We start from the raw sequence: 13,924 nt of genomic DNA, 5'->3' as shown, positions 1-13,924 counted from the left end.
ATGAGCCTGACCCATCTCAATCCCCGCGGTGAAGCCCATATGGTCGATGTCGGCGACAAGGCGGAGAGTCGCCGCGAGGCGCGGGCATCCGGCGTCATCCATATGCGCCCCGCGACTCTGGCCCTGCTGGCCGATGGCGACCTGCCCAAGGGCGACGTGCTGGCCACGGCGCGCATCGCCGGCATCCAGGCCGCCAAGCGCACCCACGAACTGATCCCGCTGTGCCACGCCCTGGCGTTGTCCAAGGTGAGCGTCGACTTTCGCCTGGACGAGGCCGCCTCCTGCGTGCACGTCAGCGCCACCTGCCGGCTGACCGGTCGCACCGGCGTCGAGATGGAGGCGCTGACCGCCGTGTCGGTGGCCTGCCTGACCCTCTACGATATGTGCAAGGCCGTGGACAAGGACATGGAGATCGGCAGCATCCACCTGGATGCCAAGACCGGCGGCAAGTCCGGCGACTATCAGCGCGGCCCGGCCGCCCTGGAGCCGGCGCCGATCGTCACCGGCGAGGGCGCCACCGGAGAGGTATCCTTGGGCGTGCGCTGTGCCATGGGCGAGCCCTGCATCCGCGTCAAGTGCCTGGCCGAGCTTCGCGAGCGGCTCGGCGTGGGCGAGGTCTCGGTGCCCTTCGACGAGCTGGAAAGCGCCGATGTGGCCGGCCTCAAGGCGCTGCTCACCGCCATGGACGCGCGCTTCGCCGGCCTCGACGAGGGCCGGGTGCTGTGCGCGGTCAATCAGGTCATGGCGGGCAACGCCACCCCGCTGACCGCCGAGGACGAGGTGGCCTTCTTTCCACCGGTGACGGGGGGCTAGGGTGATGATTCGTGTGCAGCAGGAGCGCTTCGATGCGGGGCGCGAACAGCAGGCCCTGACCCGGGGCCGCAGCGAAATCGGCGCGGTGGTCAGCTTCACCGGGCTGGTGCGCGACTTCAACGAAAGGCCCGAGGTCCAGGCCCTGACCCTGGAGCATTATCCCGGCATGACCGAGTCGGCCCTGGCCGAGATCGTCGCCGAGGCCGAACAACGCTGGCCGCTCCAGGGCGTGCGCCTGATCCACCGCATCGGCCGCCTGGCCCCGGGGGATCCTATCGTGTTAGTGGTGGTGGCCAGTGCCCATCGGCGCGCGGCCTTCGAGGCCTGTGACTTCATCATGGATTTCCTCAAGACCCGCGCGCCCTTCTGGAAGAAAGAACACACGGCCACCGGTGACTACTGGGTGGCCGAACGCGAGGGCGATCATCGCGATGCCCGTCGCTGGGAGACTTCAACATGAACGACGAGCTCATCGACGACTTCGGCAGGCGAGTGCGCTACGTGCGCATCTCGGTCACGGACCGCTGCGACTTCCGCTGCGTGTACTGCATGAGCGAGGAGATGACCTTCCTGCCGCGGGCCCAGGTGCTGACCCTCGAGGAGCTCGCCCTGGTGGCCCGGGCCTTCACCGAGATGGGCGTGGAGAAGATCCGCCTGACCGGCGGCGAGCCGCTGGTCAGGCGCGACATCGACCGCCTGGTGGACGACATCGGCGCCTTGCCGGGGCTCAAGGACTTCGCCATGACCACCAACGGGGCGAGCCTGCGCAAGTTTGCCCCGCGGCTGCGCGAGGCGGGGCTGCAGCGGCTCAATATCAGCCTCGATTCCCTGGACGCCGAGCGCTTCCGTCGGCTGACCCGCACCGGCGAGCTGGCCAGGGTCATCGATGGCATTCGCGCGGCCCGCGAGGCCGGCTTCGAGCGCATCAAGCTCAATGCGGTCATCCTCAAGGGCCGCAACGACGACGAGGTCGTGGACCTGGTCGACTTCGCCCGTCGCGAAGGCATCGATATCAGCTTCATCGAGGAGATGCCGCTGGGCGACGTCTCGGACCACTCCCGGGCCGAGACCTTCTGTTCCAGCGACGAGGTGCAGGCGCTGATCGAGCGCCGCCACAGCCTGATTCCCACCACCGAGTCCACGCTCGGGCCCTCGCGGTATTTCCGCATGCCCGACAGCGAGACCCGGGTGGGCTTCATCTCGCCCCACAGCCACAATTTCTGTTCGACCTGCAATCGGGTGCGCGTCACGGTGGAAGGGCGCCTGCTGCTGTGTCTCGGCAACGAGCACTCGGTGGACCTGCGCGCCGTGCTGCGTCGGCACCCCGGGGATATCGAGGCCCTCAAGGAGGCCATCGTCGAGGCGATGCCGCTCAAGCCGGAGCGCCACCATTTCACCACCGACGGCGACGTGCAGGTGGTGCGCTTCATGAACATGACCGGCGGCTGATTCCCCCCGACCCGCCGGGAAGGGCGCTCCCTTTTCCGGCGGGTCATGGCTCCGCTGCCCTGCGTTTCCCTCCCGGTTTTTGCCCCTCTTCATTGCGCATCCCGATGAATCCCGTCCATGATGGCCGGGATTTTTCCTCGACTATTCTTGCCAAATGGGTATCGACGAATATACTTTCGATATGGCCCGGTTGGTCGCAACCGAACGTGAGAATTCCCGATACGGAGGGGGCAATGTCCAACGAATCCCTGGAGCGCATCGCTCGCAACAAGAACGTGGCGCGTGCTGCGGCTCGTCAGCTCAGCATGGAGCAACTCCACAAGCTTGCCGAGGTGATCGGTGAGGTCATCGAGCAGAAAAACGATGAAGAGCGTCGTCGCCAGGAAGAGGAAGCGCTAAAGGCTCGCAAGCTGGCCGAGATCCGTGAGCAGATCAATGAAGCGGGCCTCTCCGTCGATGATCTGGTGCCTGAGCAACCCAAGCGCAAGCGCGGCCGTCCGCCGAAGAAGGCCGACAACGCCTGACGCGCTGCGGTGACCTCGCGAAGGTCATCGCGTAGAAAGCACAAAGCTCCCGCCATCACGGCGGGAGCTTTTTGTTTTCCCGAAGCCCTCGTCAGTCAGACGAGCTCGAGAGGAGTTCCGCCTCGGCGGCGAGGATCTGCAGGTGGATTTCCGGGACCCGACGCAGGTGCTCGCCCATCCAGGCCAGCAGTCTCGGACGCAGGGCGAGGCGCAGGTCGGCGAGGGTGTCGACGTGAATGTCCTCGAGGCAGTCGTCCAGCCAGTCGCTGAAGGCGTCCTCGTCGAGGGACGACGACTGGCTGGTATCCAGCAGCAGGCGACCGAGGCGCGTCCAGCCATGGTCGGTGGCGGCCACCGTCAAGGCCAGGTGAAGCTGGCCATGGCGCGAGCGTTCCTCCCCGCCGAGGCCCGGCAGGGGCGCCACCTCGTCCTGGCGGATCATGCGCGGCGACTGGGGATGGCGCGCCTCGAGGTGCAGGCCCTCGGCATCCAGGCGGAGCAGGTCGCCGTTCTGGGGCGTGAGGGGCGCCTCGATGCCGAGTTCCCGGGCGAGCGCCCGATGGGCATCCTGATGGCGCGGCTCGCCATGCACCGGCAGCAGGCGTCGCGGGCGCACCCAGCCATAGAAAGTCGCCAGTTCCTCCCGGGCGGGATGCCCCGAGGCATGCAGCTCTGGGTGGTTGGCGTCGTCCATCAGGGTCACGCCGAAGCGCCCCAGGGCGGCCTTCAGGCGCTCGATCAGGCGCTCGTTGCCGGGGATGGTCCGGGACGAGAAGATCACGCTGTCGCCGCTCTCCAGCTCGAAGTGGCGATGGTTCCCCCGGGCCAGGCGGGACAGCGCCGCCCGGGGTTCCCCCTGGCTGCCGGTGGCGATCACCAGCACCTCCTCCGGGGGCAGGTAGCCGAGGTCGCAGACCGGCACCAGCGGCGGGAAGTCCTCCAGGTAGCCGAGCCCCCGGGCCACGCCCACCATGCGCTCCATGGAGCGGCCCATCAGGCTCACCCGGCGCCCGCAGCGCTCGGCGGCGCGGCCGATGGCCAGCACGCGGGCCAGGTTGCTGGCGAAGCAGCTGACCACCACGCGGCCCCGGCAGGCGCCGATGGCCGTCTCCAGGGCCCGCGATACCTCGCCCTCGCTGCGCGAATGCCCGGGGAGGAGGGCGTTGGTGGAATCGCCCACCACCAGGTCGACCGGCGCCAGGGCGCGATAGATCTCCGGGGCCACGGCGGGACCGATCAGCGGCTCGGGGTCGAGCTTCCAGTCGCCGGTATGCAGCACCCGGTGCTCGCCGGCGGCGAGCAGCAGCGCACAGCTCTCGGGGATGGAGTGGGTGAGCGGCAGGTAGCGCAGGGTGAAGGGGCCCGTCTCCAGGGCCTCGCCGGGCTCGATGACCCGGATGGCGTCCTGGCGCAGGCCGCGCTCGGCGAACTTGGCGCGCAGCAGGCCGGCCGCCAGGGGAGTGGCATGGATCGGGCAGCCCCATTTCGGCCACAGCCAGGCGGCGGCGCCGATATGGTCCTCGTGGCCATGGGTGATGATCAGCGCCGAGGGCTGGATGCCCAGGCTGGCCAGGGTCGAGAGGTCGGGCACCTGCAGGGGGCTGTCCGGCAGGTCCTGGCGGATCATCATGCCGCAGTCCACCGCGATCCAGTCTCCCTCGTGGCCGTAGAGGCTCAGGTTCATGCCGATCTCGCCGCACCCGCCCAGCGGCAGGAAGTGCAGCGGCGGGCGGCGGCGGCGACGAATCTGGACACGGGGTTGGGGCATCGAGGAGGCAGGCGGCCGGGAAATGTGACTTCACTATACGGGATCGTCACCCTGGCCCACAACGAACCCCTTATCAAGCGGCTCACGTTACCCGTCCGTGCATCCGGGTGCTGTCTTGGGGCTATCGCAGCTGCCTATTGTTGACGCACCGGGGGCTGGCCATCGAGGAGGCGCTGTGAACCCCTCCCTGGGCGCTTCCGACGCCATCCATGGCGTAGGACCTCCTCAATGGCCAGCCTCCGGTGCCTGTCGAGCGGATGTGCACTGACCCATCTGTTATCCGTGATCCCTCTGGCCGGTCTGACCCGACACGAGGATTTCGCTACAATGCAGGCTTCCTCGTCCGCCCAAAGCAACGGTCATCCGATGTCACACTACTATCGACTGGTGGTTTCCTGCCCCGACCGCCTGGGGATCGTCTCCCGGGTATCGACCTTCATTGCCGGGTATGGGGGCTCCATCACCGAGGCCAGCCAGCACTCCGATCTCGAGTCGGGGCGCTTCTTCATGCGCTACGAGATCCTCGCCGATTCGATCGGCATGTCCCATGAGGCCCTGCGCGATGCCTTCGCGCCGATCGCCGACGAATTCGCGATGGACTGGGCGCTCAACGACACCAGCCAACGGCGCCGGGTGGTGCTGATGGTGTCCCGGGAGAGTCACTGCCTGGTGGACCTGCTCTACCGCTGGACCGCGGGCGAGCTCGACTGCGACATCGCCGCGGTGATCTCCAACCACGACGACCTTCGCGCCCTGGTCGAGTGGCACGGCATCGCCTATCACCACGTGCCGGTGGCCCCCGACGACAAGGCGCCGGCCTTCGCCGAGGTGCAGCAATTGGTGGACGAGGCGCGCGCCGACTGCGTGGTGCTGGCGCGCTACATGCAGATCCTGCCGCCGAGCCTTTGCGAGCGCTATGCCGGGCGGGTGATCAATATCCACCACAGCTTCCTGCCGTCCTTCGCCGGCGCCAAGCCCTACCACCAGGCGTACCAGCGGGGCGTGAAACTGATCGGCGCGACCTGCCACTACGTGACCGAGGAGCTCGATGCCGGGCCGATCATCGAGCAGGATATCCATCGGGTCAGCCATTGCCATACGCCCAACGACCTGGTGAGGTTCGGCCGCGACGTGGAGAAGGCCGTGCTCGCCCGCGGCCTGCGCTGGCACCTGGAGGATCGCGTGCTGGTGCACGGCAACAAGACCGTGGTCTTCGCCTGAACCGGAGGCGCGATGTCGTTTTCCGAGCTGGTACTGGCGCCGTGGCTGCTATGGCTGGGAGCCGCCGTCTCGCTGGCCTTCGTCGGGCTGGCGCTGAGCCGGCGCCCCTGGCAGGCGCTGCTCGACGATCACGCCCTGCAGCACCGCTGGCTGGCGGCCACCGTGATGGTCATGCTGCTCTGGCAGCTGCGCGCCCAGGCGGTCGACTGGCTCACCCTGCACCTGATGTTCACCGCCCTGCTGACGCTGGTCTTCAAGGCGCCCCTGGCGCTGCTCTCCATCGTGGTGGTGAACCTCGCCATGGTGCTGCTGGGGCGGGTCGAATGGCCGCTGCTGGGCGTCAACGTGCTGGTCACCGGGGTGGTGCCGGCGCTGGTCATCAGCCTGGTCTGGCGTCTGGTGGATCGGCGCCTGCCCGATCACCTGATGGTGTTCCTGTTCGTGGGCTGTTTCTTCGGCCCCGCCCTGGCCACGCTCGCCGCCGGGGGCGCCGCGGTGGGGCTGATGGCCCTCGGCGCGACCGATCCCGGCGCCATGCACCAGGCGCTGGAGTATGCCCGCTTCCTGCCCCTGCTGATGCCCTCGGAGGCCTTCATCACCGGCATGCTGATGAGCATCCTGCTGGTCTATCACCCCGACTGGGTCGCCACCTTCAACGATCACCGCTATATCGATACCAAATAGGAGTGAAGAGTGAAGAGAAACTCCGATTCACAGCGGCAACATACCCCTGATATGGCAGAGTGTCGATTAGGCCGTTCTTTTGCTGCCTTTCCGGGCCATGCAGCGTTGCTCGTTATGGCATAGTGTGGCCTTTCCGTCGTTGCCCGAGAGACTTCGTGAACGCCAACGCTACCCCTATCGCCCGCTCGCCGAGGTTGCTGCGTCAGCAGATGCTGCGAGATAACCGTTTCCTCGGTCTTCACCAGATCTGGTTCGCCGTACTGTTGACCCCTGGCAGCCTGTATCTCCTGCGCCTGTTCAGTCCGCTGGAATGGGAGTGGCTCGTGGTCCCTGGCTTCCTGATCGCCTGGCTATTGGTCGAGCTGCTGTTTCTTCCCCGCCGCCTCGCCATCCGGCGACTGGCGGTGAAGCAGAGCTACGACGAGGTCGTCCGCGAGGCCCTTCATCACGGGGTCGCCTTGCAGGAGGTCCGTGTGATCGATCGTGCGGAAGGATCGACAGGCAGGATCTGAGCCTTCAGATCGGCAGGCTCAGCTGCTGTCGGGCATCTTCCGGCAATAGCCGCACCCCGACCCCCAGCAGGCGCACCGGGCGCTGGGCCCGGGCCCAGGCCTGCTCCAGCAGGCTCAGGTAGCTGGCGAGATCGGTCGCCAGCCCTCGGCTCTCCAGGGTGGTCAGGCTGAAGTCATCGAAGCGCACCTTGACGAAGATGCCGGTGAGCGGCGGGTGCCCGTGGCGGGCCAGGCGGCCTTCCAGGCGCTCGCACAGCGGGGCAAGGGCGGCCCTGGCGCTATCCAGGTCGGGCAGGTCGCGATCGAAGGTGGACTCCACGCTCACCGACTTGCGCTCGCGCTCCACCTTGACCGGCCGCTCGTCGATGCCCCTGGCCAGCTCATAGAGGCGATGGCCGAACTTGCCGAATTCCTCGAGCAACCGCTCCAGCGGCACCCGGCGCAGGTCCGCGCAGCTTTCGATATCCAGCGCCTCCAGCCGCGCGCCGGTGGCCGGCCCCACGCCGTGCAGCTTCTTCACCGGCAGGGCCTCGACGAAGCCATCGACCCGCTCGGGGGGAATCACCGTGAGGCCGTCGGGCTTGTCCCAGTCGCTGGCGATCTTGGCCAGGAACTTCGAGGGCGCTACCCCCACCGAGACGGTGATCCCGGTGCGGGCCAGGCACTCCTGCTTCAACCACTGGGCCATCCAGGTGGCGCTGCCCTGGAAGCCCTCCACGTCGGTGACATCCAGGAAGGCCTCGTCTAGCGACAAGGGCTCCACCAGGGGCGTGAGCTCATGGAAGATGGCCTGGATCTGTCGGGAGACCGCCCGGTACTTGTCGAAGTCGCCGGGCAGCAGGGTCAGGTGCGGGCAGAGTCGCAGGGCCCGGGCCGTGGGCATGGCGGAGTGGATGCCATAGGTCCGCGCCGGGTAGTTGCAGGTGGCGATGACGCCGCGATGCTCCCGCGAGCGGCCGATGGCGATGGGAATCTCCCTGAGGCGGGGGTCATCGCGCATCTCCACCGCCGCATAGAAGCAGTCGCAGTCGGCATGCAGGATCTTGCGGATGCGCTGGGTCATGAGTCAGTCATTGGCCGGCGTGTCGCGCACCGGCCAGCGGTAGATGGTTAGCCGAGGGCCTGGCCATTGCCGCCACGAATCACCCCCACCCCGATCCCCTCGATCTCCAGCGCCTGGTGGCGCAGGTCCACCTCGATGGGGGCGAAGTCGGGATTCTCGGCCTCGAGGGTGACGGTGTGGCCCTGGCGGTGGAAGCGCTTGACGGTCACGTCGTCCTCCACGCGGGCCACCACGATCTGGCCGTCGCGGACCCGCTCGGTGCGATGCACGGCGAGCAGGTCGCCCTCAAGGATGCCCACATCCTTCATGGACAGCCCGCGAACCCGCAGCAGGTAATCGGCCCGGGGCGTGAAGTATTCCGGGGGCAGCGGGCAGTAGCGGTCGATATGCTCGGCGGCGAGTATCGGGCTGCCGGCGGCTACCTCGCCGATGATCGGCAGGCCCTGGGGGGCGTCGTCCTGGGGGGCATCGGGGGCCGCGGCCTCCGGCTCCTGGGCCGGCAGGCGGATGCCCCGGGAGGTACCGCGGATCATGCGGATGGCGCCCTTGCGCTCGAGGGCCCGCAGGTGCTCCTCGGCGGCGTTGGGTGACTTGAAGCCCAGGGCGCGGGAGATCTCGGCCCGGGTCGGGGGGTAGCCCAGCTCGTTCATGGTCTTGACGATGAAATCGAAGACATTCTGCTGACGCGGGGTGAGGGGGCGAGTCATGCGACCTCCGGGGCGGGACCAGTGGATGGCATCCATGCTGCCAGTCTATTGGGGAAGTATACAGCATGGGTATCCATCCAGTAAAAGGCGAAAGAGCCTTCCCCCTGACTCTCTCGATCACCGCCTGCTCCTGGCCCGCCAACGCGGGCAGCGATGACCCTGCTCATCACGTTTCAAACGCATGGCCGTGTGCGCATTGAGGCGAGGCCCTTGGCTGTCATACACTCGACATATATTCAAACAAATGTTTCCAACCCGGACGCACCCTATGGCTCAGCCCGATACCGTTACCCGCATCCTCGATACCGCCGAGGTGCTGTTCGCCGAGCGCGGCTTCGCCGAGACCTCGCTGCGCAACATCACCAGCAAGGCCAAGGTCAATCTCGCGGCGGTCAATTACCACTTCGGCTCCAAGAAGTCGCTGATCCAGGCGGTCTTCGCTCGCTACCTCGACCCCTTCACGGCGCGCTTCCATACCGCCCTGGATGAGCTCGAGGCACGCCATTCGGAGGAGGGCGACGAGATCCCCCTGGAGGAGCTGCTGGAAACCATGGCGCGCACCGTGCTGGAGGTGCCGGCGGAGCGCAACAGCCTGAAGGTGTTCATGCGCCTGCTGGGGCTGGCCTACAGCCAGGCCCAGGGGCACCTGCGCCGCTACATCCAGGACGAGTACGGCAGCGTCTTCACCCGCTTCACCGAGCTGGTGCGCCGGGCCACCCCCGACCTGCCGGATGCCGAGCGCTTCTGGCGGCTGCACTTCATGCTGGGCACGGTGATCTTCACCCTGTCGGGCCTGGATGCGCTGCGTGATATCGCCGAGAAGGACTACGACGAGCACGTCACGGTACGCGACCTGGTGCGCCGCCTGCGCCCGGTGGTGGTCTCGGCCATGAACGCCCCCCTGCCGGAGCCCCCGGCGGCGGTTCGCCAGGCGAGTTGAAGGGCCGGCGGGGTAAGGTGAAAGGGACGAGGAGCGAGGAAAGCATAAAGGGCTACTCGAACCTCTTCCCTCGCCCCTCACCCCTGTGTTCCTAGAATAACTCAGCGGAAAAATGTTTCATTTCCCCGAACGGATGAGTTAAACATTTTAAATCAATAGCTTATCTAATGGTGATGAGATGAAAGATAGGGGGTCACTTCAGATAGGGACAGTGCCCTGAAACGGACCGCCTGTGTTGGGATGGCGTAGCCACGGCGGATGACGAGCCGGCGACGGCAGCAGAATCATCAACGCTTTGTAGATCCCCAACACATAGGAGGCACGCTCTCGTTGCTCTGGTTCCAGCCAGGCTTGGGCTGGGTCATCCGACCAGGCGTGGTAGGTCTCGGAATCGATTCCAAGCAGCCGGGCCATCTCATCCGGCGTCAGGCTCCACTCTCGGGCGATGTTGGGCAGAGAACGTCCAATCACGCCACCAAGCGCTCCATCCGCTATCTTCGTTTCTACCCCTCCTCGGTGAATAAGGCGGGTTTCTCGACGCCCTGAGGAATGAGGCGGGCTACCGGTCCTGATATGGGGTGAGGGTCAAAACCGGGGCAACTCTGCTTAGCGCCTGGTCCGAATGTCGGGGACCACTTCATCCACATGGTGGGGAGCGGGCTGAGCCGACGCCGTTGGCGATGATGGCAATACCATCAGATCGACACCGCTGATGAAGGAGCCATCGCCTGACACGGTCAGCTCCCTTGTGCCAGTATCCGTCAGGCTCAGGCGTTGCAGTTGCTGCGGTGAGATTCTCAACCGGTAATCCCCGGCGATTACCCCTGGCACAATATAGAAACCGTCCCAGCTGCTTGTTGTCCGGGCCACTACCTCTTGCTGGTCGTTCAGCAGTTCCAGCTTCAGATCACCGACACCGCGCTGGACACCATCCTCCAGCAGATAGACCGTACCATCGATTTCTGTGGTCATGCGTACCGGGAACTCTAGGCTGGCCACGCTGCCCGGGCGCGGCACCAGCCTCAATCCTTCGATCGCTGGCGCCCATTGCGGGTCTATCAGTGTCGAGGTGTCTATCCCGATGTCTACATGCTGTTTCACCGGCAAGTGATCGATATGGGCAATGCCCGCCGCATCCGTGCGGGCCTGTTGCCTGCCGCCGTTGACCATGAATCCAGCACCCTGAAGCGGCTCCTCATTAGCGTCCATTACGCCATTGTGATTGTCGTCCATGAACACGCGCACTGAAGCGGCACCGCTGTTCGCCATGGGCCGGGCATCGAATCGCCAGTCGGAGCGCCGGTGATCCCGGCCCATGGCAATAAACAATTGTGCACCGAGAGCGATCTCCCCCGTGTCTACGTAGCTGGCATTAACGCCCAACCCGAAGCGGCCCAGGCTTTTGGTAAAGCCGGCGGTATAACGGGTTTCGGGTGACACGAAGGTGTGGGCTATACCCAGGGTCCCGCGATAGCCGTCTGCCAGATACTTATCGGCGGAGAGCGCTAACGAGGAGATGTCACGCTCAGAGCCCAGCAGGTAATCGATTTGACTGCGCAAACTCATATCGCGAACACGGCGGCTGACCTGCAGGCTGCCGGCAGCGTGCTCGATGTCACCGGAGGCGCGCCAGCGAAGGGTGTTGGTGAGGGCCGTGCGGTGCACATAAGCGGAAACACGCGCGCTGACCTCGGTATTGGCCCTGCCGGACTCCCATTCGTCCCGCTTGGCCTCGAGGGTTATGGGCATGCGCGAGCGAGACGTCAGCGGAAGGGAGCCACTGAGTCGAAGCTCATCATGGCTGCGCATGGGATCGCTGTCGGCGGGAAACACCTCGCTGGTGAAATCGGTCAGGTGGGTGCGACTCGCGTCCACGGCCACGCCGCCAATACGGGTCTGGACACCGAGCTCGGCCAGTGAACCACCGTCCTTCGCCTGGACAACATCCCCGCCGAGGCTCAGCGACTGCCAGAAGGTCCGTACCCCCAGGGTGGTATAGAGTTCCTCGTCCCCGGCCGTCGGTGCTCGGATCAGCCCGGCCGAGGCGGTCAGCGAGCGCGCGAGCCCCAGGTCGAACTGGGCGATGGTTCGGGATTGCCCGTCGTCGTCCCGGTGCTCGGTCACGCTGTACTGAAAGTCGCCGGGGCGAACCATGGATTGATCCAGAGGGAAACTGTACTGCTCCACCCGTGTCTGGCCCAGGGGACCGTTGAAAATCAGCCGGAAGTCATTGCGGCCATAGCTCAGGGGCTGGTCGTCGAAACGATAGCGGCCCTCGGCATCGGGCCGCGCAAAGCCCACCAAGGCATCATTGTAATAGAGTTCCACGTCCCACCCCGGCGGCAAGTCGCCCTCGAACGCCTGGCGGTCGAAGCTGGTGGGCCGTGTCAGGGGGCGATTGCTCAACGTCACCCCCTCGCCCCTGATACCGCGGGTGATATTTTCTACGCTGGAGGTCGAGTGACTACCGAATCGGAAAGACCGGGCATGCAGCGGACCCAGCAGGTTCCCGCCCGGGTCGTGTCGCGCGAGCGTGGCCCGCACTTCCGGCGAAGGATCCTGTTGGCGGCTTGAAAAGTAGAGCGAGGACTCCATGCCCAGCAGATCCCCCGTGAGGTAAGCGGTATAGGCCGCGTCGCTTTGGGTATGGTTATTCCTGCGCTGCAGTTCGGTGGCCAACGTCTGATCGATGAACGGCATGCTCAGCAGCCGATACGGCTGCTCATGGTAGGGATAGCCCGGGTCCTCATAGCCACCGCGTGTTCCTGCACGATCCGCGAGGCGTTCCCGCGCCAGGCGCGCCTGCAGGGGCAATGCCTCGAGGGCATGAACGCGCAGGGAGAGGCTGGCACGGTCGACCTCGAGTGCCAGCGGTAGCCACTGTTCGAGCAGGGACACAGCAACATAGATATCGTCCGGCTCCGCCAGCACCAGCGCCGGATCGAATGTCTCGGTATTCCCGCTCCGGGTAACGCTGGCGTTGTCCAGGTTCAGGCTGAACCCGCGATCTTCGCTGAGGATGAAGCCGCTGGCGGAGCCTTCCCCGGGCTGGGTCTGGATGGCGATGGTCAGCAATCTTGCCAGCTCGCCCAGTGGCAGCAGGGTATGCTCACCCCCCTCATAGGCAGGGATGGCGCCGGACAGTACGGCCTGGTCCAGGCGCACTTCCAGCAGCAGGAACTCCGGCTCCCTGGCCGGCTCCTGGGCAGGCAGGACTCGGGCGTAGGCCAGCAGCGCGAGCCATAACGCCAGCACGGTCAACTGACTGGCCCGGTGGGCGGTAGAGGATCTCATATCCGTGCTGCATAGAGCCAGGAAGCTATAGCGATAGCACCGCCTCGGCCAGCAGCCTGCCACCGTCCTCCGCCTGTTCCCGGTAGGTGACGCGCAGGGTGCCGTTGCTGAGGGGAAGGCCACTCGGCGGTTGCAGTGCAATGCGCGCTCGGCGCAGGGGGTTGGGGGTATAGACCGCCACCCCATTGGCGCGGCCGATGACCTGCTCTGCTCCGCTTCCCGGGGTGAAGCTGACGGTCAGATCGCCGTAGACAGACTGCGTACCGCTACGCTCCATCTGCAGCGCAAGCAGCGGCGCTCCGTTCGATGATCGCTGAAGCTCGAGCTGGGTCAGCGATACGGTAACGTCTGTGCCGCCATGACGCACGATCACCGGGATGGAGGCGCCGATCAGCGCCGTCAGTTGGATGCCTATCTCATCATTGGCGGCAGAGCCACGGGTCTCGATGCTACGACGGCCCCGGGTTTCGGGCTGTTGTGCGAACAGCAGGTGCGAGCGATACTCGCCGGCCGCCAGATCGGCAGGCTTGCGCACCATGATGCGGACCGTCTGCCCGGCGCCGGGCTCAAGGGTCACCTGGCGCGGCGAGTAACGCAGCAGAGTATCGGCAAACTGTTCACCCGGCAAAGGCTCGTCAACTTCGGAGAAACCGCCGGTTGCACTCATGCGTCGGTTGACCAGGGAAATGCGATAGGTGGCACTCTCGGTGCCGTTGTTGATCAGTTCCAGCTGGGCCGAGCGCTGGTTGCCCTCGAAGACGATTCGGGTCGGATAAAGCATCAACTGGGCCAGCGCATGGCTCGCCGGCAACACGAGCAGCAGGGCGCACAGGGTGACACGGTACAGGAACGCCATGGCTCGGGCTTTCTGGGGCAAGGTCTCGGGGATCATTGCGGAATCCATTTATCGCTTTTTTCGGGAGCACCGGACGGCACAAGGCACGATGGG

Annotated in this window: 14 protein-coding genes; 8 read left to right on the top strand and 6 right to left on the bottom strand. The window is 65.9% G+C overall.

Annotation, left to right across the window (positions count from 1 at the left end):
- The 4 genes from moaC to OCT48_RS10590 all read left to right on the top strand — a co-directional run bounded on the left by moaC (position 1) and on the right by OCT48_RS10590 (position 2,786).
- A complete protein-coding gene (moaC, locus tag OCT48_RS10605; RefSeq protein WP_263589135.1) occupies positions 1–813 on the top strand; it encodes a cyclic pyranopterin monophosphate synthase MoaC in 813 nt (270 codons plus the stop codon).
- A 4-nt stretch (positions 814–817) separates the two neighbouring features.
- Entirely contained in the window at positions 818–1,273 is a 456-nt protein-coding gene (gene moaE / locus OCT48_RS10600; RefSeq protein WP_263589134.1) for a molybdopterin synthase catalytic subunit MoaE, read from the top strand.
- Positions 1,270–2,262, top strand: a complete 993-nt coding sequence (moaA, locus tag OCT48_RS10595; RefSeq protein ID WP_263589133.1) for a GTP 3',8-cyclase MoaA — start codon at positions 1,270–1,272, stop codon at positions 2,260–2,262. Before moaE ends, moaA begins: the two co-directional genes overlap by 4 nt.
- 233 nt (positions 2,263–2,495) lie before the next feature.
- Positions 2,496–2,786, top strand: a complete 291-nt coding sequence (locus tag OCT48_RS10590) for a hypothetical protein (RefSeq protein WP_183382215.1) — start codon at positions 2,496–2,498, stop codon at positions 2,784–2,786.
- Positions 2,787–2,877: 91 nt separating this feature from the next.
- Here OCT48_RS10590 and OCT48_RS10585 read toward each other — a convergent pair whose 3' ends face one another.
- Positions 2,878–4,470, bottom strand: a complete 1,593-nt coding sequence (locus OCT48_RS10585; protein WP_263592609.1) for a ribonuclease J — start codon at positions 4,468–4,470, stop codon at positions 2,878–2,880.
- A 450-nt stretch (positions 4,471–4,920) separates the two neighbouring features.
- Here OCT48_RS10585 and purU point away from each other — a divergent pair, with 450 nt between their 5' ends.
- The 3 genes from purU (at position 4,921) to OCT48_RS10570 (ending at position 6,971) form a co-directional block, all read left to right on the top strand.
- Positions 4,921–5,775 carry a formyltetrahydrofolate deformylase gene (purU, locus tag OCT48_RS10580; protein WP_263589132.1) on the top strand — a complete coding sequence of 285 codons (855 nt, stop codon included), beginning with the start codon at positions 4,921–4,923 and terminating at the stop codon, positions 5,773–5,775.
- Between the two features lie 12 nt (positions 5,776–5,787).
- Positions 5,788–6,459, top strand: coding sequence for an energy-coupling factor ABC transporter permease (locus OCT48_RS10575; RefSeq protein WP_263589131.1), 672 nt, complete (start codon positions 5,788–5,790; stop codon positions 6,457–6,459).
- Positions 6,460–6,614: 155 nt separating this feature from the next.
- Positions 6,615–6,971, top strand: a complete 357-nt coding sequence (locus OCT48_RS10570) for a hypothetical protein (protein ID WP_263589130.1) — start codon at positions 6,615–6,617, stop codon at positions 6,969–6,971.
- Between the two features lie 4 nt (positions 6,972–6,975).
- Here OCT48_RS10570 and dinB read toward each other — a convergent pair whose 3' ends face one another.
- Positions 6,976–8,022 (bottom strand): DNA polymerase IV, encoded by a 1,047-nt coding sequence (gene dinB / locus OCT48_RS10565; protein ID WP_263592608.1) that lies wholly within the window; start codon positions 8,020–8,022, stop codon positions 6,976–6,978.
- A 59-nt stretch (positions 8,023–8,081) separates the two neighbouring features.
- Positions 8,082–8,741 (bottom strand): transcriptional repressor LexA, encoded by a 660-nt coding sequence (lexA, locus tag OCT48_RS10560; protein WP_263589129.1) that lies wholly within the window; start codon positions 8,739–8,741, stop codon positions 8,082–8,084.
- 268 nt (positions 8,742–9,009) lie between these two features.
- On the opposite strand from lexA, the gene OCT48_RS10555 reads away from it, so the two are divergent.
- Complete coding sequence (locus OCT48_RS10555) at positions 9,010–9,681, top strand: TetR/AcrR family transcriptional regulator (RefSeq protein ID WP_263589128.1); 672 nt, start codon at positions 9,010–9,012, stop codon at positions 9,679–9,681.
- A gap of 198 nt (positions 9,682–9,879) precedes the next feature.
- On the opposite strand, the gene OCT48_RS19590 is transcribed toward OCT48_RS10555, so the two are convergent.
- The 3 genes from OCT48_RS19590 to OCT48_RS10545 form a co-directional block, all read right to left on the bottom strand.
- On the bottom strand, positions 9,880–10,152 hold the full coding sequence (locus OCT48_RS19590) for an antitoxin Xre-like helix-turn-helix domain-containing protein (protein WP_412031004.1): 273 nt from the start codon (positions 10,150–10,152) through the stop codon (positions 9,880–9,882).
- A gap of 135 nt (positions 10,153–10,287) precedes the next feature.
- The gene (locus tag OCT48_RS10550) at positions 10,288–12,942 is read right to left on the bottom strand and encodes a carboxypeptidase-like regulatory domain-containing protein (RefSeq protein WP_263589127.1); all 2,655 of its coding nucleotides are present in this window, start codon (positions 12,940–12,942) and stop codon (positions 10,288–10,290) included.
- 58 nt (positions 12,943–13,000) lie between these two features.
- Positions 13,001–13,867, bottom strand: coding sequence for a molecular chaperone (locus tag OCT48_RS10545; RefSeq protein WP_263589126.1), 867 nt, complete (start codon positions 13,865–13,867; stop codon positions 13,001–13,003).
- Positions 13,868–13,924: the final 57 nt, after the last annotated feature.

This window comes from Halomonas sp. M4R1S46, assembly GCF_025725685.1.
In the GTDB taxonomy this organism is placed as follows: Bacteria; Pseudomonadota; Gammaproteobacteria; order Pseudomonadales; family Halomonadaceae; genus Halomonas.
This window is presented reverse-complemented; position numbering and strand designations above follow the sequence as displayed.

Coding starts and splice junctions, on each gene's coding strand:
- moaC (WP_263589135.1), top strand. CDS start 1: ATGAGCCTGACCCATCTCAATCCCCGCGGTGAAGCCCATATGGTCGAT.
- purU (WP_263589132.1), top strand. CDS start 4,921: ATGTCACACTACTATCGACTGGTGGTTTCCTGCCCCGACCGCCTGGGG.
- moaA (WP_263589133.1), top strand. CDS start 1,270: ATGAACGACGAGCTCATCGACGACTTCGGCAGGCGAGTGCGCTACGTG.
- OCT48_RS10545 (WP_263589126.1), bottom strand. CDS start 13,867: ATGATCCCCGAGACCTTGCCCCAGAAAGCCCGAGCCATGGCGTTCCTG.
- moaE (WP_263589134.1), top strand. CDS start 818: ATGATTCGTGTGCAGCAGGAGCGCTTCGATGCGGGGCGCGAACAGCAG.
- OCT48_RS10590 (WP_183382215.1), top strand. CDS start 2,496: ATGTCCAACGAATCCCTGGAGCGCATCGCTCGCAACAAGAACGTGGCG.
- OCT48_RS10555 (WP_263589128.1), top strand. CDS start 9,010: ATGGCTCAGCCCGATACCGTTACCCGCATCCTCGATACCGCCGAGGTG.
- OCT48_RS10575 (WP_263589131.1), top strand. CDS start 5,788: ATGTCGTTTTCCGAGCTGGTACTGGCGCCGTGGCTGCTATGGCTGGGA.
- OCT48_RS10585 (WP_263592609.1), bottom strand. CDS start 4,470: ATGAACCTGAGCCTCTACGGCCACGAGGGAGACTGGATCGCGGTGGAC.
- lexA (WP_263589129.1), bottom strand. CDS start 8,741: ATGACTCGCCCCCTCACCCCGCGTCAGCAGAATGTCTTCGATTTCATC.